The following is an 18,087-nucleotide window of genomic DNA, read 5'->3' on the forward strand; positions in this document are numbered from 1 at the left end:
CGTCGCTTACCCTCCCGCGGACGCCACCTCCTCGGCGAGGATCGACACGGCCCGTCGGATGTCGTCCTCACGGTGTTCACTGGTGACGAAGAACCGCAGCCTCGCGAGCCCCTCCTCCACGGCGGGATGGAAGATCGGATCGGCCACGACTCCCCGGGCGAACAGCCGGTCCGCGACGCGCAGGGTCCTCGCGGAGTCGCCGAGCACACACGGCACGATCGGAGTGTGGGCGCTGGAGCCCGTCGGCAGACCGGCCGAGGCGGCGAGCCCCAGGAAGAGTTCCGCGTTCCGCCGCAGCGAGCGCACCCGGTACGGTTCCGCGGCCATCAGCTCGGTCGCGGCCAGCGCCGCGGCGGCGTTGGCCGGGGTCAGGCCGACGCTGTAGACGAAGCCGGGCAGCGTGTGCCGCAGCCAGCGCACCATCCGGGCCGAGCCACCGAGGTAACCGCCGCAGCTGGCGAAGGACTTGGAGAGGGTGCCCATCCACAGGTCCACGTCGGCCCGGTCGGCCCCGAAGAACTCCCCGACGCCACGGCCGAGTTCGCCCACGGTGCCGATGCTGTGCGCCTCGTCGACCATCAGCAGGGCGCCGTACCGCCGCTTCAGCTCGATCACGGCGGGCAGGTCGACGAGGTCGCCGTCCATGCTGTAGGCGCCCTCGACGGCGATCAGTACCCGCCGGAACCGGGACCGGTTGAGCCGCAGCATGTGCTCCAGTTCGCCGATGTCGTTGTGGGCGAACGGGCGCCGTGCCGCACCGGACAGCGCGCAGCCCTGGAGGATGCTGTCGTGGGCGAGGGCGTCGTGCACCACCAGGTCGCCCGCGCCGACGAGATGCCCTAGCGCGGTGACATTGGTGGCATGGCCGCTCACCAACGCCAGGCAGTCCGGGACTCCGAGGAAGCCGGCGAGCGCCCGCTCCAGCCGTACGGTCAGGTCCCGTTCGCCGGAGAGCGCCCGGCTCGCGGAGACCGAGGTCCCGTACCGCTCCACGGCCTCGTGCACGGCCTCGTTGACCGCCGGATGACCCGAGAGCCCCAGGTAGTTGTAGCTGCCGAAGGACAGGTACGGCCGGCCGCCGATCACGGTGGTGTCGCGGATGTTGCCCTCGTGGACCCGGAAGTACGGCAGGTCCACGCCGCTGCCGGTGATCGAGCCCAAACGCTCCTCGAACAGCCGTACTTCCGGGAATTCGTCCACACACGCGGTGCCGGCGGCCCAGTCCGCCGGCGTCCACGCGGGCAGCGGCTCACCGGGGGCCGACGGCTCGGTGAGGTGCGGCTCGACCAGCGTGATCAGCCGCTCGACGGTGAGGCCGCGGGAGAAGATCTCGTCGGTGCGGAAGCCCGGCACCCGCTTGCCGATGTTGACCTCCAGTTCCTGGAGCATCAGGGAGTCGAAGCCCAGGTCGGTCGCCAGCACCATCCGCTCGCCGAGGTCCGAGAGGGGGAAGACACCGGCCCGCGACACCTCTTCGAGCACGATGGCCGCACTCGACGCGCCACCGGTCGGCGCCGCCACCGGCCCGGGCCGCCCCTCCCCCACGGCATCGAGGGGGCGGGAGGTGTCCTGCGGCTCGCGAGCCGACTCGTCCACCACCCAGTGGCGGCCCGGGGCGAGCGGGCTGGGCGGCAGGGTGCAAGGCGGTATGCGCTCCGTCCCCGGACTCGGTCCCGAGCCGGTGACCGCGAGCCCGGCAGGCGCCGCCACGGTACGGCCCTCCGCGACGGCCTCCGACGCCGCGCCCAGCTTGGCGACGGCGTCGGCGGCGTCCTCCGCCACCAGAACGAGGCGTTCGGCGAGAGGGGCCCGGCGGGCCAGGGTGTCCGCCACGACGGCCAGCGGCGGCCGGTCGTCGGCGACGGTGTCCGCCAGTTCCCGGGCGTAGCGGGCGAGCCCGGCCCGGTCGCGGGCGCTGAGGACCAGGGGGTGCGGCCCGCCGTCCGGTACGGGGCGGGCGGATGCCGATTCCGATGCCGATGCCGTGGCGCACTCCTCCACCACCACATGCACACCGGTGCCGCCGAACCCGAAGGCGCTCACCCCCGCCCGGCGCGGCTGCCCGGACTCCGGCCAGCGGACCGGCTTCGTGGGGACGGTCAGCCGCGCGGCGTCGAGCCCGGCACGGTCCGCCAGGTCGAACTCCGGCTGCGGCGGTACCACTCCCCGGTGCACGGCCAGGACGGCCTTGATGAGTCCGGCCAGCCCGGCGGCGTTGAGCGAGTGCCCGACCACCGCCTTCACCGCGCCGAGGAAGGCGGGCGCGCCCCGCTCGCCGCGCAGTTCGCGCAGGACCCCGACCTCGACCGGATCGCCGACCGTGGTCCCCGTGCCGTGCGCCTCCAGGTAGCCCACCGCGTCCGGGGCCAGATCCGCGTCCCGGTAGGCCCGGCGCAACGCCCGGAGCTGACCGGCCGCCTGGGGATGCATACCGCCCTGCACGGTCCCGTCGTTGGCCGTTCCCACACCGCGGATCACCGCGTAGACCCGGTCGCCGGCCGCCAGCGCGTCGGCCAGGGGCCGCAGCACCAGCACCCCGGCCCCCTCCCCCAGGACGAACCCGTCCGCCCCCGCGCCGAACGGCAGGCAGCTGCCGCTGCGCGAGATGGCGCCGATCCGGCAGAGCCCCACCAACAGGTCGGGGGTGAGAAGGAGTTGGGCGCCGCCGGCGAGGGCGATGCGGCATCGGCCCGCGCGCAGCGCGAACACGGCGTTGGCCACGGCCATGAGCCCGCCGGAGCACGCCGAGTCCAGCGCGTAACTCTCACCGTGCAGATCGAGGACCGAACTGATCGTGTTCGGGCCCATGTTGAGCAGCAGCCCGGCCACGGATGTGCCGTGCAGCCCGTCGACCGCGCGAGCCGTGTCCGGCCACCGGGGGTCGGCCGGCCGCGCCCCGAACTCGCCGCCGGCCAGCTGACGCATCCGGATGTGCAGGGTGCTGATCTCGCGGTAGCCGCTCTCGGTGAGCGAGGTGATCACCGAGGTCTCCTCGCGGTCGAAGCCGTCGGCCTCCCAGCCCGCGTCCTGGACGGCCTCACGGGCGAGGTCGATCAGCAGCCGGTGCTGCGGATCCATCGCCCGGGCCCGCCGCGGCGGGATGCCGTAGTGCGCCGCGTCGAAGTGGTCCACGTCCGGCAGCAGCGCCATGGTGTCCGTGTAGGCCGCGGACGTGTCACGGAAGTTGTCACTGAGGAAGGCGGCGGTGCGCCACCGCGAGTCCGGGACGGTGGAGAACTGGGCCCGCGGCGCCGTCAGGAGCCGCCAGTACTGGTTCACGTTCCGCGCCCCCGGGAACCGGCAGGCCATCCCGACGATCGCGATGTCGTCGTGGCGGGCTCGCGCCGGGTCCGCGGGGGAATCCTTCGCCGTCACGGAGGTCACCGGCTGGTGCCCGGTCGACCGCGCCACCAGTCCACGGTCGCTCTGACCTGCTCGTCGAGAGGGGTGGCCCGGACCGTGAACTCCGCCTCGTAGGCGCTGGAGTCCATCACGAACGGGCGGTCGAACTGGTAGCGGATCTCCTTGAGTTCACGGATCAGCGGGGAGAAGACCGAGGCGGCGCCCAGCACGGCCGGGGGCAGTCTGCGGACCGCGACCGGTCCGGTGCCGGCCTCGGCGGCGAGGCGGTCGGTCATCTCCCGGGTGGACAGCGGGGGTTGGGACGGCACGTGCCAGGCCCGTCCCCAGGCTCGTTCCTCACCCGCGACCTCGGCCATGGCCGCGGCCACGTCCGGGACGTAGGTCCAGCTGTGCGGGGTGTCCGGGTTCCCGAGGGTGGCGACCGGCTTGCCGCGCAGCAGCCGTGGCATGACCCGCGCGGCCAGGTGCCCGCCGTCGGTCACGCCGGGGCCGAAGAAGTCGGAGGCCCGTACCTCGACCGCCTTGATGCGCCCCTGCTCGTGCAGTTCCCGCACCTGCTCCCAAACCGCCGCGCGCACCCGCCCCTTGGGGCCGGTCGCCGCGAGCGGAGACTTCTCGGTCAGGGGACCGTCCACCGGACCGTAGCCGTAGAGATTGCCCAGCACGACCAGGACGGCCCCGCTCACCTCGGCCGCGGCGCAGACCGACGAGGCCAGCGGGGGCAATTCGCTCGCCCAGCGGTGGTAGGGCGGTGCGGCGCAGTTGTGGATCGCGGCCGCGCCCCGCACGGCGTCGGTCAGCCGCTCGCTGTCGGTCGCGTCCAGCGCGACATGCTCGATGCCGGGTTCCGGACTCCGTCCGGACCGGGTGATGACACGTACTGATTGACCTTTTTCGGCCAGCAACCGGGCGGTGGCCGCCCCGGCGGGCCCGAAACCTAAGACGATATGAAGGCTCACGGTCGCACACTAGCGCCAGCACATGTGACACCCGCGGCCGGGACGTCAGGGACATGCCACAAGAAGGGTGAGGCCCGCGCGTGCGGCGGGTAGGGGTGGAGCGCCGGCACGGCCGAGCCCGGCTCACCGCACGCGTCAGTGAACAGACGGTCCCCGGCCGGGTCTTCTGCTCTTCCCATCACGGCGGTACGCGTGACGGCGCGATGACCGTGTCTGCGGTCAGGGGGCCGCGCAGATGACCTCAACGAAGTGGCCCACCTGTTCCTCGGGCAGGTGACGCGCGAGGTCCGCCTCGCTGATCATGCCGACGAGGCGATGGTTGTCGATCACCGGCAGCCGACGGATCTTGTGCTCCTCCATGGCGTGAAGGACCCGTCCGGCATCGGCCTCGGCGTCGATCGTGACCGGCTTGCCCTGCTCCAGCTGGCCCGCGGTCATGGTCCTGGGATCCTTGCCCTTGGCAACACACTTCACCACGATGTCGCGGTCCGTGATGATTCCGTGGAGCCGGTCGTCCGGCCCGCAGATCGGGAGGGCCCCGACGTCCAGTTCTTTCATCCTGCGCGCCGCGTCCTGAAGCGTCTCGTTCTCCTGGACGCACATGGCACCGGTGTGCATGATCTCCCGGGCAGTGGTCATGGTCGTCTCCTTCGAGCGTCGCTGTCCACGCGGGGAGAGCCCATGGAGCCTGGCCCGCCCCGGCCGATACTCCTCCAGAACAGTGTGGATTGCTCATCTCCCCTGCGCATGCGGAGGGTCGGCACACCGTTCCTGGGAGCCTGGGCCTGGCCGGCCACGCCCATCTGCGCGGATCAACTCTCCGGCAGCACCAGCGTGCAGGTCTCTCCGGGTGCGACGGTGACGGCCCGGTCGGCCAGGTACCACACGGATCCGTTCGGGGCTCATGCGCCCCCGTGCGCACACGGTGCACATGGTCACCATGTGCACCAGGCGGGTCGTTCGACGCTGAAGCACGCCCGTCCCGGCGACGGAAGGCGCGGCCGCAGCCGCTCGGCAGCGGGCTCGTAGCCCGTCCACTCCCATGTCCACTCCGACATTCGCCGCCTGCCCTCTGCTTCAGGGACCGCGGGAGCCCGGGTTCACGCGGCGAACCTCAGTCCTGCTGAGGGACGACGGCGACCGGACACTGTGAGTGGTGCAGCAGGGTGTGGGCGACCCTGCCGAGTTGCAGACCGGTGTTGCCGGGGCGCCGCTGGGCGCCGACGACGATCAGATCGGCCTCGGTCGATGCCTTCAGGAGGACCCTGTGGGCGGGGCCTTCGACCGGATGGCGATCGACATCGACTCGGGGATGCTCCCGCACGGCCTCGCGCAGGGCATCGTCGAGGCTGGTCGCGGCCTGCTCCTCGCGCGACCGCGCGGCATCGTCGGCGATCAGCATGTGGTCCACGGGCTCATGGGCGGGATTGCGCCAGGCCCGTACGGCCGTCAGGGCACAGCCGCGCACCTCGGCCTCGCGGACGGCGAACCGCACGGCGTCCGCGGCCCCGGCCGAGCCGCCCACCCCGACCACGATCCGACCGAAGGTTCCCTGAAGGTTCGGCTCCGCGCCACGGACCACGATGACCGGGCACGTGGCACGAGCCGCCACCGCGAGGCTGACCGACCCCAGGAGTATCCCGGCGATCCCGCCACGCCCACGAGAGCCGGTGACCAGGGCGAACGCCTCGGGTCCCATCCGCAACAGCGCGGACACGGCATCCTCCGGCAGCACCTCACCCGACGCCTTCACCTCGGCGTTGCGGAGCCCGACGCGTTCCGTACAGGAGGCGACGATGTGCTGCGCCATGACGTCCTCGGCAGGACGGTCGGTGCTGAAGGACGGCAAGGCTTCCTCGTAGCGCTCCCACAGGGAGGCGTGGACCAGACGCAGCGGCAACCCGTGCCGTGCCGCTTCGTCCACCGCCCAGTCGACCGCACGCAGACTGGAGTCCGATCCGTCGACGCCCACAACCAGCGGGAGTTCCATCGCCGCCACCACCTTGTCCATCCGGTTGCCGAGCGACCCCCTGTGAATACCGTCGCACCGCCGACGAACCGCCGCGACATACGGACCGGCACTCGGATCGCCTTCGGTCCGGATTGCGGTACGCCCGGTTGCGGTGATGCTGGAGGCATACGGCCGACCGGTTGTTCCGGCGCGCCTCGAGGACCCCACTCGAAGACCCCGTTCAAGGACTCATGACATGCCTGACTCTCCGCACATCGTGAGCGATGTGATGACCCTGCCCGTGGCGGCCGTCGGACGCGACGCGCGGTTCAAGGAGATCGTGCGAGCGATGGAGCAGCGGCACGTGAGTGCCCTGCCGGTCGTGGAGGATGACGGACGCGTCGTCGGCGTGGTCTCCGAGGCCGACCTGCTGCCCAAGGAGGAGTTCCGGGACCGCGACCTCACCCGCGCCGAGCAGACCGGACGCCTGTCCGACCTCGCCAAGGCGGGGGCGGTGACCGCCGAGGAGCTCATGAGCACCCCCGCTGTCACGGTCCACCCCGACACCACCCTGGGCCAAGCAGCGCAGATCATGGCCGTCAAGCGTGTCAAACGGCTGCCCGTGGTCGATCACGAGGACCGGCTGCGGGGCATCGTCAGCCGCGGGGACCTGCTGAAGGTCTTCCTGCGGTCGGACGAGGAGATCGAGGAGGAGGTGCGCCGCACCGTGGTGTCGTACCTCTTCCCGGCGCTCAGTCACACCATCCACGTGTCCGTGCAGGAAGGGGTCGTCACGCTGCGCGGGCAGGTCCACGACTCCTCGCTCGTCTGGGTCGCCGAGCGCCTCGTCCGCGCGGTGGAGGGCGTGGTGGCCGTCGAGTCCCGACTCAGTGGCGAGGAGGCCGGCCCGGGCGGGCCCGGAGCCGCCCGGTGATCCACGTGCGCCGGCCCGAAGGCGATCCTCCGGGGCTGGTCAGGGCTCGATGTCGAGTATCTCCGACACCGGGCGGCGTGGTGTGCTGGGGCCTTCGGGTCCGTATCCAAGGCGCAGGAGCATCTGCGGGTAGCCGCTCCCGGTCAACGGATCGCGCAGCGGCCAACGCAGGTCGGTCCACTCGAGGGGTTGGGTGGCGAAGGAGCTGGACAAGCCCTCGAGGGTGGCCAGCAGCAGGACGCGTTCCACCGCCTGGCCTGCGCGGAGCCAGTCCTCCGGGCTGTCGTGGTCCGTGCTGAGGAGGGCCAGTTGGGGGGTCCGTTCGAAGCCCGCGGCGTCCCGGCCCGCGGTCTGCCGGGGTCCCGCGAAGTCGCGCATGGGGGCTTTGCCGCCACGCATGCGCGGACCGAAGGCGTAGTGCGGGACTCCGTCGTCCGCGTTCGCCGCCGGGGTGTCGACACGGGTCCACTGCGCCAGGTCCTGGTCGCTGCCGGGGTCGGTGATGTTGCGTGCTTCGGCTTCCTGGGCCAGCTCCAGCACCTCCCGCAGGTGCCATGAGGTGGGAAAGGCCAGCGTCGCTCCCTCCACGCGAGCGGCCTCGGCGAGGGCCGCGCGCACGGCCTCCGGGATCTCCGTCTCCTCGAACGGGTAGCGGCTGCTGTGCCGCTGATGGATCGCGGGATGCAGGGCACCGAGGTCCCGCTCGCCGCTCGCGGGGCCGGTCAGGCGTACGGTCGCGAGCAGCGCCCGGTCGGTGGGGTCGGGCAGCAGCCGGACTTCGGGGTGTCGGCCCTCGTGGACGACGGCGACCCTCAGGTTCAGCAGGGCGGCGCCGCAGCCGATGGGCAGGGCGCGGTTGTCGGGGTCCGAGTGCGGCATGGCACGTTCGAGGTCCGCGCGCAGCTCGAGTGTGCGGCTGCGTCGGACGTAACGGAAGCGCCATGGTTGCGCGTTGTGCATGGACGGGGCGGCAGCAGCGTCGTGGACCAGGTCCGACACGAGCTCGTCGGACGGTGCTCGTCGGCTCACCGGAACCACCTCCCGCCCCCTCTCGCGGGTCCACCGAGGCGGGCCCTCTCCACTCGGCCGCTGAGCGGGCGCCGGACGAGGCGCAGTCCCCGGCCGCTCACTCCTGGGGCGGAGTGATGCGGCGGCCGGTGAGGTGGGTGGGCCGGATCGACACCCACATCTCCCGTTCACCGCCCGCCCATGGCTCGCTGTGCGCGCTGCGGGCCAGCCGCCGCACGGCCGCCGGCTCCGTGACGACGCGCGCGGGGCCGACGGCAAGCACGCTCCAGCCCTGGCTGAGAGCCTCGTCCACATGGTCGACCTCGAAGGCGACTTCCCTTCCCACGGCCGCCGCGGCCACCGAGCCGGGCCTGGTACGGAAGACGATCGCGTCATCGATGACCTCGTAGTTGACCGGGACGACCGCCGGGTGGCCGTCGGGCGCCGACACCGCGATCCGGCCGACACCGTGCGTGGACAGCAGGGTGCGGCATTCCTCTGGACCGAGGTCCTGCAGCTGGGGGTGCAGCAGCGCGTGTCCCTGGCCGGGTGGCAGATCGGCGCCTCCGCCGCGCAGAGCGGTGACGGTGGTGCCCAGCGCATCGGCCAGCCTGAAAAGAGACGCCGGGGTCGGGTCGGCGGGCTGTTCCTCCAGATAGGCGAGGTACTCGGGCGCCATACGGGCACGGCGGGCCGTTTCCACCCGGCTGAGTCCCCGCCTGTGGCGTTCGGCCGTCACCCGCCGGCCGATGTCGCCGGGGCCGGGCGTCCCGGTTGTCGGGGCGGCTGCGGACGCGGCCTCTGCCATGCCCGCGTGCTGCTGCGACTCGAGGGTGGTGCCGGGCTGTTCGTGCTCGACATGGCGGATGTGCGCGTCGGGCCCGGGGAACACGAGGGTCACTTCCTCGCTGTCCGACCAGCGCACGTCGTAGGGAGGCGTCCCGTCGTCATGATGAAGTCCGATGATCTCGCCGTCGCGCCTGGTGGCCCCGGTCGCCGGGCTCTCGATGACGATCTGGTCGCCGAGGTGAGCTCGCATGATCGCCGCCCTCTCCTCAGAATCGTGCTGTATCCAACGTGCCACGCGCGACAGACCGCCGCACGGGATGGCAGGGCGGTATCCGCGGGGCAGGCCGGGACGACCGGCTGCCACGTCCCGAAGGGGAGAGGCGACATGCACCACCGAACGCTCGCGGACCTCATGACCCAAGACGTCGTCCGGGCACGGCGTGACACGCCGTTCAAGGAGATCGTCAGGCTGCTGGCGGAGAACGATGTCACCGCCGTGCCCGTGGTGGACGAACGTCTGTGCGTGCTCACGCAGTTGCCGGTACGAGCGCGGATCCAGACCGCGAGGGAGTGGGCCGACTGGTCCGGATCGCCGTCGAGGAGGGCCGGTCTGCAGACCGGCGTCTGCGGCGAGCACGGCGGGGACCCCGAGTCGATCCACTTCTTCCACACCGTCGGTCTGGACTACGTCTCCTGCTCGCCGTTCCGGGTCCCGGTGGCCCGGCTGGAGGCCGGCCGGGCGGCACTGAACGGCATGGATTCGAGCGACAGCAGGTGAGAGGGACGTCCGGCCCCCTCCATCGGGTCCGGACGGCACTGGAAGGCAGGCATGTCATGAGCGACAGTCAGAACAGGAGCGACACCGATCCCCCGCGGTGTCGCTCCGCCCGCGTCCCGCCCGGCACCCACGGAGGCACCGGAGCCGGCGAGAAGAAAGCCGCGCACCCGCGAAGAAGCCAGCCATGACCCGCAACGACGAGTCGCAGCACCGGCGCATCGACCTCGACCGAGCCGAGGCCCTGCGCCTGTTGGGCAGCGTGTCCTTGGGCAGGATCGTGTTCACCCGGCAGGCCCTGCCCACCGTGCGCCCGGTCAACCACATCCTGGACGACGGGGACATCGTGATCCGCACCCACGAGGGCGAGGCCCTGACGTCCCACGCCCAACAGGCCGGCGACAACAGTGTTGTCGTCGCCTACGAGGCCGACGCCATCGATCCGGACACGCACCTCGGCTGGAGCGTGGTGGTCACGGGCTACGCCCGCCTGGTGACCGACCCTGGTGAACTGCTCCGAATCCGGGAGTCGTTGCGGCCCTGGGCACCCATGGAGGGGCTGGGCCAGGTGGAGGGCATGGACCAGGCGGTGCGCATCCGTCCCGAGCTGGTGACCGGTGTCCTCCTCACCGAGTGGCGGCATCGATCCGCACCCACAGCGCACGGGCGCCGCCCGCCCGACTGATGCGGGCGGCGAAGGCCGCCGCCATCCCGGTGCGTGCGGCGGCCTCCTTCCGTGTCAGGCTTTCGTGTCAGGACGTTCGTGTCAGGGCGAGGGACGTGTCAGGGCGAGGGAACGGCCACTTCGGCGTGCTGCTCCCCGCCGAGGACCACCTTGAGCGCGCCGGTCTCGGCGGCCCGGGAGAAGACGTCGTACGCCTCCTCCATGTGGCCCAGCGGGAACGTGTGGGTGACCAGTTGCCCGGTGGGCAGTCGGCCGGCGGTCGCCATCCGCAGCAGCGTGGGGGTGGAGTACGTGTCCACCAGTCCTGTCGTGATGGTGACGTTCTTGATCCACAGGTCTTCGAGGTGCAGCGTGGCCGGCTTGCCGTGCACTCCGATGTTGGCCACGTGTCCGCCGGGGCGGACCATGCGGGTGCACAGTTCGAAGCTCTCGGGCACCCCGACCGCCTCGATGACCACGTCCGCTCCGAGCCCGTCGGTCAGGTCGGCGACGAGTTCGCGCGGTGCCTCGTGGACATCGGCCACGGCGTCGGCACCGAGCCGCCGGGCGGCCTCCAGCCGGGCAGGAGCCAGGTCGACGGCGATGATCCGCTCCGGCGTGAACAGACGCGCCGTGGCGATCGCCGCCAGACCGATGGGACCGGCGCCGACGACGGCGACCGTGTCTCCGGGGCGTACCCGCCCGTTGAGGACGCCCACCTCGTAGGAGGTCGGGAAGATGTCCGCGAGCAGGACGGCGTCCTCGCTGCGGACGGTGCCCGGCAGCGGGTGGACGGACAGGTCGGCGTGAGGGACGCGGACGTACTCGGCCTGGGTGCCGTCGATCAGGTGGCCGAGGATCCAGCCTCCGCCGCCGCGGCACTGACCGTAGCTGCGCTCGCGGCAGAATCGGCACCGCCCGCAGGAGCTGATGCAGGAGATGAGCACCCGGTCCCCGGGGCGTACGGTGCGCACGTCGCCGCCGACCTCGACGATCTCGCCGACGGCCTCGTGGCCGAGCACCGTTCCGGGGCGTACCTCGGGGACATCGCCCTTGAGGATGTGCAGGTCGGTGCCGCAGATGGTAACGGCGCCGACCTTCACGATCGCGTCGGTGGGCTCCTTGACGGCCGGATCCGGGACGTCCTGCCAGGAGGCGTGGCCGGGGCCGTGGAAGACGAAGCCTTTCATCCCGCTCCTCACCCTCTTCGGTCTGCCGCGGGACCGGGTTCCGGCGCGTACGACGGGGAACGCGGGCCGGGCTCCGGCACGGTGCCGGAAGTGCCCCGCACGTTCAGCTTGGGCGGTGAGCGAGGACTGTGCTTGGGCCGTCCGGCCCTCGTCCACGGCCGGACGGTGCCCATCGGCTCCGGCGGCCGCGGAGGGCCGCCGGGGACCAATGGACCCTCCTGACAGGAAAGCCGGGTCCGGGTGGCCCGCCGACGAGGCCCCTCGGCCCCTGTGGGCGCAGGCCCACCGGAGTCACCGTCGAAGAAGCCGTCCGACGAGGAGGTGTTTCGTCATGAGCGCCAGGAAACGGCTGTGGCGGTGGCGGAGCAATCCGCTGCGGCGGCGGGAGGACCTCGTCGAGGCCTGGATCGTCCTGGTCGTCTCGGTGTTCGTGGTGGTCGGCGGCGCCCTCGCCGGACTCGTCACGTTCCGCGCTGCGGAGCACGGATTCGCGGAGCAGCGCGCCCACCGGCATCCCGTTCGAGCGGTGCTGCTCGCCGATTCCCCGCTCATTGCCGCCACGGACCGGTCGACGGACGGTCGGGTCCGGGGATCGGTCCGCTGGACGGCGCCGGACGGCACATCCCGTACCGGGCAGACGCCGGTGGACGCCGGTCTGAAGGCTGGAACCCGGGTGGTGATCTGGCAGGACGACCGGGGTCGGCTCGCCCCCGCACAGCCCACGGGTCGCGCCGAGGCGCACGTCGAGGCCGCCCTCTTCGGCGCCGCGGCCGCCCTCGCCGTCGCAACTCCGGTCGTCGGCGCGGGTGCCCTCGCGCGAACGCGGCTGGACCGGCGACGCATGGCCCACTGGGAGCGGGAGTGGGATCTGGTGGGCCCCCGCTGGGGCCCGAAGACGGGCTGAATCCCAGCCGGAGGATGAGGCGAGGTTCATGAACGAGACGGTGTCCCTCGGCCGGATCGCCGGCGTACGGGTCGGACTGAACTGGAGTGTCCTGGTCATCGTCGTACTGGTGACGGTCACCCTGGCGCGCGGCCGCTTCCCCGACGCCCACCCGGGTCACTCCCCCACGCTGTACTGGGCTCTCGCCCTGCTGACCGCGGTCGTCTTCCTCTGCTCGCTGCTGGCGCACGAGCTGGCGCACGCCGTGGTCGCCCGCCGCAACGGCGTCCAGGTCGACGGCATCACCCTGTGGATGCTGGGTGGTGCCGCCCGCCTGCACGGCGAGGCCCCGACACCGGGCGCGGAGCTGCGCATCGCGGGCGTGGGTCCGCTCACCAGCCTGGTGACCGGTGGCGTACTGGCCGCCGTCGCGGCGGGGCTGGACGCGCTGAACACATCCGGGCTCCTGGTCGAGGCGATCGGCTGGCTGTCCGCGATCAACATCCTGCTGGCCGTCTTCAACGCGCTGCCCGCCGCTCCGCTGGACGGGGGACGGCTGCTGCGGGCGTACCTGTGGCACCGCACCGGCGACCGGCTGCGGGCCACACGGGGCGCTTCGGCGGCCGGCCGGGCGCTGGGCTGGTTCCTGGTCGTGACCGGCTTCGCGGCCGTGCTGTTCGCCGGTGCCCTGTCCGGTCTGTGGCTGGCGCTGATCGGCTGGTTCCTCATCGGCGCGGCCACCGCCGAGGCCCGACAGGCCGACATGCGGGGCGTACTGGGCGGAGTACCGGTCAGCCGCGTCATGACTGCGGACCCGACAACCGTGCCGGCCACGGCGACTCTCGCCGACTTCCTGGCCGAGGGGCCGTTCGGCCACTACCGCCACTCCGCGTTCCCGGTCCTGGCGGCCGACGGCTCGGTGGCCGGTCTGCTCACCGTACGAACCGTCGACGCGACGCCGCCCCGGGCACGTACGGACACAACGGTCCGCGAGGTGATGCGGCCCCTCGACGACATCGTCACGGCCGCGCCCGGAGAACCCGTACTCGACCTGCTCCCGCGCCTGGAGACGAGCCCCGTCCGCCGGGCACTGGTCCTCGACGAAGGACGCCTCGTCGGCATCCTCACCATCGCCGACGTCGCCCGCGCCCTGTCCTGGCCGACCACGTCCGCCCCCACCCGGCCGAGCACCGGCCCGAACGTTCCGAGGGGGGCGTCATGAGCGACACCGTCTCGCCCGCCGGCCGGACCGTCCCCGTGCCCGAGGGCCGCGTCGAGGTACGTCACCCGGGAGGCCGGGCGTTCACAGTCGCCGTAGCTGCCGCGGCCCGATCGCCGACCAGCCCGTCGAGGCGAGTGGCGACGACCGCGGCCCCCGCCCGTCGAGGTCCTCGTCGTGGCGCTCGCCTCGTGCGTCGCCCACTACGCGGGGCGCTTCCCGGAGCGCCACCACGTCGACCGCGAACACCTGCGCGTCAAGGCCGACTTCACGATGGCCGACGACCGGCCGGCGCGCGTCGCTTCCATCCGCCTGCACGGTGCACAACCCACCACGGCGAAATCTCCCCGGGTGTCGGTCGGGTTCGGGTGAGCCGTCCCTGCGCCGCCCGCACCACCGGGTGAACGCGACGCCGGGTGAACGCGACCAGCCCGCCCTGCCTCGCTCCGTCGTTGCTCCTCCGAGCAAACGGCGAAGCCTGGCGACTCGTGGGCGCTGTGCGGGCCTCAGCCCGGCTCGGGCACCACGGCCACCGCGCACGCGGCATGGTGGATCACGCTGTGGGCGACGCGACCGAGTTGGAGGCCGAAGTGGCCGGGGCGGCGCCGGGCGCCGACGACGAGCAGGGCGGCCTCGTGGGAGGCGGCCAGCAGGGCGTCGCGGGCCAGTCCCTCGACCGTACGCCGTTGTACCCGCAAGCCGGCCGGGGCGTCCCGGAGAGCCTCCTCCAACACCTCAACGGCCTGCCGCTCCTGCAAGTGGGCCGGTTCCCCCATGATCGGCGGATGGCCGGTGGTCGCGTGTACGGTGCCGCGCCAGGCCCGAAGGGCCACCAGCGGAACTCCGCGCAGCAGGGCCTCCTCGGCTGCGAACCGTACGGCGGCCGAGCCCACCGGTTTCTCGCCCACACCCAGGACGATGCGGCCGCGCGCCCCGCAGCGGGCCTGGTTGTCGTGGCTGCCGCGCAGCACGATCACCGGGCAGTGCGCGCGCCCGGCCAGCGTGACACCGACGGAGCCGAGGAGTGCCTCGGTCACACCGCTGCGGCCACGGCAGCCCAGCACCATCGCGAGGGCGGTGCGACTCTCGCGCACGAGCGCGTACTCAGGTTCCTCGGGCAGCACGTCGGTGGTGACCTTCACGCCCGGCCGGCGACGGTGAGCGTGCCGCTCGGCGGTCCCGACGATGTCCTCGGCCATCGCTTCCTCCGACGGTGCGCCGAGGTCCTGGGCCAGAAGGGCGCCTTCGTGGCGCTCCCATGGCGAGGCGTACACCAGCCGGAGGGCTGACTTGCGGAGGGCTGCCTCGTCGGCAACCCAGTCGACAGCCCTCAGGCTGGGCTCGGATCCGTCGACACCGACGACGATCGGGATGTCCGTCACGGGTTCTCCTCCGGGGCGACGGGTCAGCCGTGCGCGACGACGGCGACGGGGGCGGCGACGTGGTGCAGGACGGCGTGGGTGACGTGGCCGATGTGGGCACCGAGCGGGCTTGTGCGGATGCGCCGGCCGACGACGACCAGGGAGGCATCGCGGGAGGCGTTGACGAGGACCTGCGCGGAGCTGCCGCACCGGCTCGCCTCGATGACCTCGACGTCCGGGAACTTCTGACGCCAGGGGCGCAGCACCTTGGTCAGCACGACGGCCTGCCCGCGCTCGAGCTGGTCGTAGAGTTCGGCGTCACCGTAGAAGCGGTAGAAGGAGGTGGGTGGCTCGGGCCAGACGTGCACGACCCGCAGGGGGGCGTTCCGGCGCGCGGCGGCGTCGAAGGCGAACTCCAGCAACGTCTCGTCCACGTCACCGGTGTCGAGACCGAGGACGACGGGCCGGAAGGGTGCCGCCGCGGACGGCACGCCGGCGGGGTCCATCAGGTGCTCGTCAGCGGCCTGCTCGCCGGCTCGCACCAGCACCACCGGCCGTTCGGCGTGGGCGACGACGGCCAGACTGACCGAGCCGACCATGAACCCGCCGATCGGGCCGAGGCCCCGCGAGCCCAGAACCAGCAGCTCAGCGGAGGCCGCCACCTCGGACAGCACCTCGGCCGGGCTCCCGGTGAGCTGCTCACCGAGCACCTCGACACCGGGGTGGCGCAGACGGATGCCCTCCGCGGACGCGCGCGGCATGCTCCCCCACTCTTCGGCCGGGGGCACCCCCGTCTCGCTTCGCTCGGTCCATGGCCGCTGCGCCTCGGAACCGGGCGGTGACGCCTGGGTCCTGGGCACCGGCTCCCAGACGTGGACGATCTTCAGGGGCAGGCCGCGCATCAGTGCCTCGCGTGCCGCCCATTCTGCTGCGGCCCGGCTCTCGGGCGAGTCGTCGAGACCTGCGGTGACGGTTCGGGACATGGCCTCCGCCTCCCGGGATGAGGGTTCCTTCCAGCTTGGCCGCCGCGGTGGTCCCAGGTCTCAGGGCCACACGTCCCGGCTGGGGACCGACCGACCCTGGGACGACGGGGCACCGGGCGGCCGCATGGCCCGGCCCGGGCTCCCGGGCCCATCCTGGAAGGGGTTGGACGGCCCGCCGAGGACCTTACGGAGTCACCATGTACGGCACACCGCGCATCGTCAGCGATGTCATGACCCACACGGTCGCCGCCGTCGGACGGCGGGCCCCCTTCAAGGAGATCGTGCAAATGATGCAGGACTGGCAGGTCAGCGCCCTGCCCGTGATCGAGGGGGAGGGCCGGGTGGTCGGCGTGGTCTCCGAGGCCGACCTGCTGCCCACGGAGGAACTCCGGGACGCCCCGGAGGACCAGCCGCGACTGCCCGCCGACCGGGCGAAGGTCGGCGCCGTCACAGCGGAGGACCTGATGTCCTCCCCCGCGCTGACCGTGCGGGCGGACGCCACCCTCGCCGAGGCCGCGCGCATCATGGCGCGAGCCGGGGTCAAGCGGCTGCCCGTTGTCGACGGGATCGGTCTGCTGGAGGGCGTCGTCAGCCGCGCCGACCTGCTCAAGGTGTTCCTGCGCGAAGACGAGGACATCGCCGACGCAATCCGTCGCGAGATCGTCTCGTACCTCTTCCCGCCACCTGCCTCAGCCATCCAGGTGGAGGTGCACGACGGAGTCGCCACGCTGACGGGCCGGGTCCGCGACACCTCCCTGGTCCCCGTGGCCGCACGATTGGTGCGCGCGGTCGAGGGGGTGGTGGACGTGCGGTTCGACCTCGCGCCCGACGAAGGGGCGCACGCCGTGGAGGGCACCAGCCACGCGGTGGGCGGGGCCGCCGACCCCCGTCCATCCGGCACCGACGGGTGACGACCTGCCTCGTGGACCGAGAGCGTACTCGACACCCCTCGCTGCCGCCCGGGGGTCGACGACCCTTTCCGGCAGCCCCGCGATGAGGGCGGCGCGATCAGGCGGCGGTGAGAAGGTTCTTCACCTCGACGACATCGGCGATGTTCTCGATCTCCGCCACCAGCCGGGCCGTCGTCGCCGAGGGCATCCGCCCGGTCAGCTCCACGATGCCGTCGTGCACGGCCACCTCCACGGCGGCCCGGTCCCCCGGCGGGCAGCAAGCTGCGATCCTGGCCTCCACCTCAGCCCGTATTCCGGCGTCGTCCCTGATGAGCGCCCTCAGCAGCGCTTCACGGCGCACGACGCCGACCAGACGGCCCTCACGGTCGGTGACCGGGATCCGCTTCAACCGGGACAACGCGGCGAGCCAGGCGGCCTCGGCGACGGTCGCCCCCGGCAGCACCGTGATCGCCGGGCTCGTCATCAGGTCGGCCGCCGTCTCACCGCGGGCCTTGTCGTGCACCCGGCGCTCGCGCAGTCTGCCGATGGTTCCCGGCCGGTGGCCGGAGGCCTCGAAGGCGACCTTCGCCAGTAGATCGTTCTCCGAGACGACGCCGACCACGTGGTCCTCGGTGTCCACGACCGGGACGGCGCCGACCTGCTCGCGGGCCAGCAGACGGGCGATGTCACGATACGGCAGGTCTTCGGGGAGGGAGGCGGCGGGCACGTCCATCACGTCCCGCACCAGCGGCAGCCCGGGTTCGGCCGGGGGTACCGACGGCGGCGTGCCGCTCGCCGGGGCCCACTGGGTGCCCGCGTGTCTGGCCGCGGCCGTGGCAACGGCGCCCAGGTAGCGGACAAGCGTGTCCTGCCCTGCCGTCTCGCCGGGGCTCCAGGGACGGGCGGGCATGTCCCGCCGGGCCTCGGCCTGCGTGGAGAAGTTCTCGTGCTTGTTCACCGCGGCCTCCGGACTCGTCGAGCTGCCTGCCGTCCCAGTCTTTCGCTCTCACTGGCCACGCCCAAGAGCCGAACGGCCCTGGCGCTACGGCGTGCCGGCCCTATCCGGTGCGGGGCGGAAGGGGAACGGCGAAACTGAAGGAGCAGCCGACCGGCAGGAG

Annotated in this window: 16 protein-coding genes and 2 pseudogenes; 8 read left to right on the plus strand and 10 right to left on the minus strand. The window is 72.5% G+C overall.

Annotation, left to right across the window (positions count from 1 at the left end):
* Positions 1 to 6 precede the first annotated feature (6 nt).
* The 4 genes from ACH45E_RS01265 to ACH45E_RS01280 form a co-directional block, all read right to left on the minus strand.
* Positions 7 to 3,309 carry an aminotransferase class I/II-fold pyridoxal phosphate-dependent enzyme gene (locus ACH45E_RS01265; RefSeq protein WP_399039932.1) on the minus strand — a complete coding sequence of 1,101 codons (3,303 nt, stop codon included), beginning with the start codon at positions 3,307 to 3,309 and terminating at the stop codon, positions 7 to 9.
* A gap of 71 nt (positions 3,310 to 3,380) precedes the next feature.
* Positions 3,381 to 4,322 (minus strand): NAD-dependent epimerase/dehydratase family protein, encoded by a 942-nt coding sequence (locus tag ACH45E_RS01270; RefSeq protein WP_361436457.1) that lies wholly within the window; start codon positions 4,320 to 4,322, stop codon positions 3,381 to 3,383.
* A gap of 219 nt (positions 4,323 to 4,541) precedes the next feature.
* Positions 4,542 to 4,961 (minus strand): CBS domain-containing protein, encoded by a 420-nt coding sequence (locus ACH45E_RS01275; protein WP_361436455.1) that lies wholly within the window; start codon positions 4,959 to 4,961, stop codon positions 4,542 to 4,544.
* A 475-nt stretch (positions 4,962 to 5,436) separates the two neighbouring features.
* The gene (locus ACH45E_RS01280) at positions 5,437 to 6,312 is read right to left on the minus strand and encodes a universal stress protein (protein WP_361436453.1); all 876 of its coding nucleotides are present in this window, start codon (positions 6,310 to 6,312) and stop codon (positions 5,437 to 5,439) included.
* A 217-nt stretch (positions 6,313 to 6,529) separates the two neighbouring features.
* On the opposite strand from ACH45E_RS01280, the gene ACH45E_RS01285 reads away from it, so the two are divergent.
* A complete protein-coding gene (locus ACH45E_RS01285; protein ID WP_361436451.1) occupies positions 6,530 to 7,207 on the plus strand; it encodes a CBS domain-containing protein in 678 nt (225 codons plus the stop codon).
* Between the two features lie 39 nt (positions 7,208 to 7,246).
* Here the strand turns inward: ACH45E_RS01285 and ACH45E_RS01290 are convergent, their stop codons facing one another.
* Positions 7,247 to 8,236 (minus strand): Acg family FMN-binding oxidoreductase, encoded by a 990-nt coding sequence (locus tag ACH45E_RS01290; protein ID WP_399039730.1) that lies wholly within the window; start codon positions 8,234 to 8,236, stop codon positions 7,247 to 7,249.
* Between the two features lie 97 nt (positions 8,237 to 8,333).
* Positions 8,334 to 9,254: a pyridoxamine 5'-phosphate oxidase family protein gene (locus ACH45E_RS01295; RefSeq protein WP_361436449.1), complete on the minus strand. Its 921-nt coding sequence runs from the start codon at positions 9,252 to 9,254 to the stop codon at positions 8,334 to 8,336.
* A gap of 162 nt (positions 9,255 to 9,416) precedes the next feature.
* Between ACH45E_RS01295 and ACH45E_RS01300 the strand changes: the two are divergent.
* From ACH45E_RS01300 to ACH45E_RS01310, 3 genes and pseudogenes are all read left to right on the plus strand, one after another.
* Positions 9,417 to 9,506 (plus strand): annotated as a pseudogene (locus tag ACH45E_RS01300) (inosine-5'-monophosphate dehydrogenase); the annotation flags it as partial.
* Between the two features lie 56 nt (positions 9,507 to 9,562).
* Positions 9,563 to 9,782, plus strand: a pseudogene (locus ACH45E_RS01305) (putative PEP-binding protein); the annotation flags it as partial.
* 184 nt (positions 9,783 to 9,966) lie between these two features.
* On the plus strand, positions 9,967 to 10,464 hold the full coding sequence (locus ACH45E_RS01310) for a pyridoxamine 5'-phosphate oxidase family protein (protein WP_361436447.1): 498 nt from the start codon (positions 9,967 to 9,969) through the stop codon (positions 10,462 to 10,464).
* A gap of 98 nt (positions 10,465 to 10,562) precedes the next feature.
* Here the strand turns inward: ACH45E_RS01310 and ACH45E_RS01315 are convergent, their stop codons facing one another.
* Positions 10,563 to 11,633: a zinc-dependent alcohol dehydrogenase family protein gene (locus tag ACH45E_RS01315; RefSeq protein ID WP_361436445.1), complete on the minus strand. Its 1,071-nt coding sequence runs from the start codon at positions 11,631 to 11,633 to the stop codon at positions 10,563 to 10,565.
* 331 nt (positions 11,634 to 11,964) lie between these two features.
* Between ACH45E_RS01315 and ACH45E_RS01320 the strand changes: the two genes are divergently transcribed.
* From ACH45E_RS01320 to ACH45E_RS01330, 3 genes are all read left to right on the plus strand, one after another.
* A complete protein-coding gene (locus ACH45E_RS01320; protein WP_361436443.1) occupies positions 11,965 to 12,537 on the plus strand; it encodes a hypothetical protein in 573 nt (190 codons plus the stop codon).
* Between the two features lie 28 nt (positions 12,538 to 12,565).
* Positions 12,566 to 13,738 carry a site-2 protease family protein gene (locus tag ACH45E_RS01325; RefSeq protein ID WP_361436441.1) on the plus strand — a complete coding sequence of 391 codons (1,173 nt, stop codon included), beginning with the start codon at positions 12,566 to 12,568 and terminating at the stop codon, positions 13,736 to 13,738.
* Between the two features lie 174 nt (positions 13,739 to 13,912).
* Positions 13,913 to 14,107 (plus strand): hypothetical protein, encoded by a 195-nt coding sequence (locus tag ACH45E_RS01330; protein WP_361436439.1) that lies wholly within the window; start codon positions 13,913 to 13,915, stop codon positions 14,105 to 14,107.
* Positions 14,108 to 14,241: 134 nt separating this feature from the next.
* Here the strand turns inward: ACH45E_RS01330 and ACH45E_RS01335 are convergent, their stop codons facing one another.
* Positions 14,242 to 15,117, minus strand: a complete 876-nt coding sequence (locus ACH45E_RS01335) for a universal stress protein (protein ID WP_361436437.1) — start codon at positions 15,115 to 15,117, stop codon at positions 14,242 to 14,244.
* 23 nt (positions 15,118 to 15,140) lie between these two features.
* Positions 15,141 to 16,079 (minus strand): universal stress protein, encoded by a 939-nt coding sequence (locus tag ACH45E_RS01340; protein WP_361436434.1) that lies wholly within the window; start codon positions 16,077 to 16,079, stop codon positions 15,141 to 15,143.
* 197 nt (positions 16,080 to 16,276) lie between these two features.
* Between ACH45E_RS01340 and ACH45E_RS01345 the strand changes: the two genes are divergently transcribed.
* Entirely contained in the window at positions 16,277 to 16,990 is a 714-nt protein-coding gene (locus ACH45E_RS01345) for a CBS domain-containing protein (RefSeq protein WP_361436432.1), read from the plus strand.
* Positions 16,991 to 17,087: 97 nt separating this feature from the next.
* Here the strand turns inward: ACH45E_RS01345 and ACH45E_RS01350 are convergent, their stop codons facing one another.
* Complete coding sequence (locus ACH45E_RS01350) at positions 17,088 to 17,927, minus strand: CBS domain-containing protein (RefSeq protein ID WP_361436430.1); 840 nt, start codon at positions 17,925 to 17,927, stop codon at positions 17,088 to 17,090.
* Positions 17,928 to 18,087 lie beyond the last annotated feature (160 nt).

Origin of the sequence: Streptomyces sp. NPDC020299 (assembly GCF_044387825.1) — a bacterium.
Classification (GTDB): Bacteria; Actinomycetota; Actinomycetes; order Streptomycetales; family Streptomycetaceae; genus Streptomyces.

Bases quoted from the DNA above. Each gene is read 5' to 3' on its own strand.
- ACH45E_RS01265 (WP_399039932.1), bottom strand. From the start codon at position 3,309: ATGGCCTGCCGGTTCCCGGGGGCGCGGAACGTGAACCAGTACTGGCGG.
- ACH45E_RS01275 (WP_361436455.1), bottom strand. From the start codon at position 4,961: ATGACCACTGCCCGGGAGATCATGCACACCGGTGCCATGTGCGTCCAG.
- ACH45E_RS01280 (WP_361436453.1), bottom strand. From the start codon at position 6,312: ATGGAACTCCCGCTGGTTGTGGGCGTCGACGGATCGGACTCCAGTCTG.
- ACH45E_RS01285 (WP_361436451.1), top strand. From the start codon at position 6,530: ATGCCTGACTCTCCGCACATCGTGAGCGATGTGATGACCCTGCCCGTG.
- ACH45E_RS01295 (WP_361436449.1), bottom strand. From the start codon at position 9,254: ATGCGAGCTCACCTCGGCGACCAGATCGTCATCGAGAGCCCGGCGACC.
- ACH45E_RS01310 (WP_361436447.1), top strand. From the start codon at position 9,967: ATGACCCGCAACGACGAGTCGCAGCACCGGCGCATCGACCTCGACCGA.
- ACH45E_RS01315 (WP_361436445.1), bottom strand. From the start codon at position 11,633: ATGAAAGGCTTCGTCTTCCACGGCCCCGGCCACGCCTCCTGGCAGGAC.
- ACH45E_RS01320 (WP_361436443.1), top strand. From the start codon at position 11,965: ATGAGCGCCAGGAAACGGCTGTGGCGGTGGCGGAGCAATCCGCTGCGG.
- ACH45E_RS01325 (WP_361436441.1), top strand. From the start codon at position 12,566: ATGAACGAGACGGTGTCCCTCGGCCGGATCGCCGGCGTACGGGTCGGA.
- ACH45E_RS01340 (WP_361436434.1), bottom strand. From the start codon at position 16,079: ATGTCCCGAACCGTCACCGCAGGTCTCGACGACTCGCCCGAGAGCCGG.
- ACH45E_RS01345 (WP_361436432.1), top strand. From the start codon at position 16,277: ATGTACGGCACACCGCGCATCGTCAGCGATGTCATGACCCACACGGTC.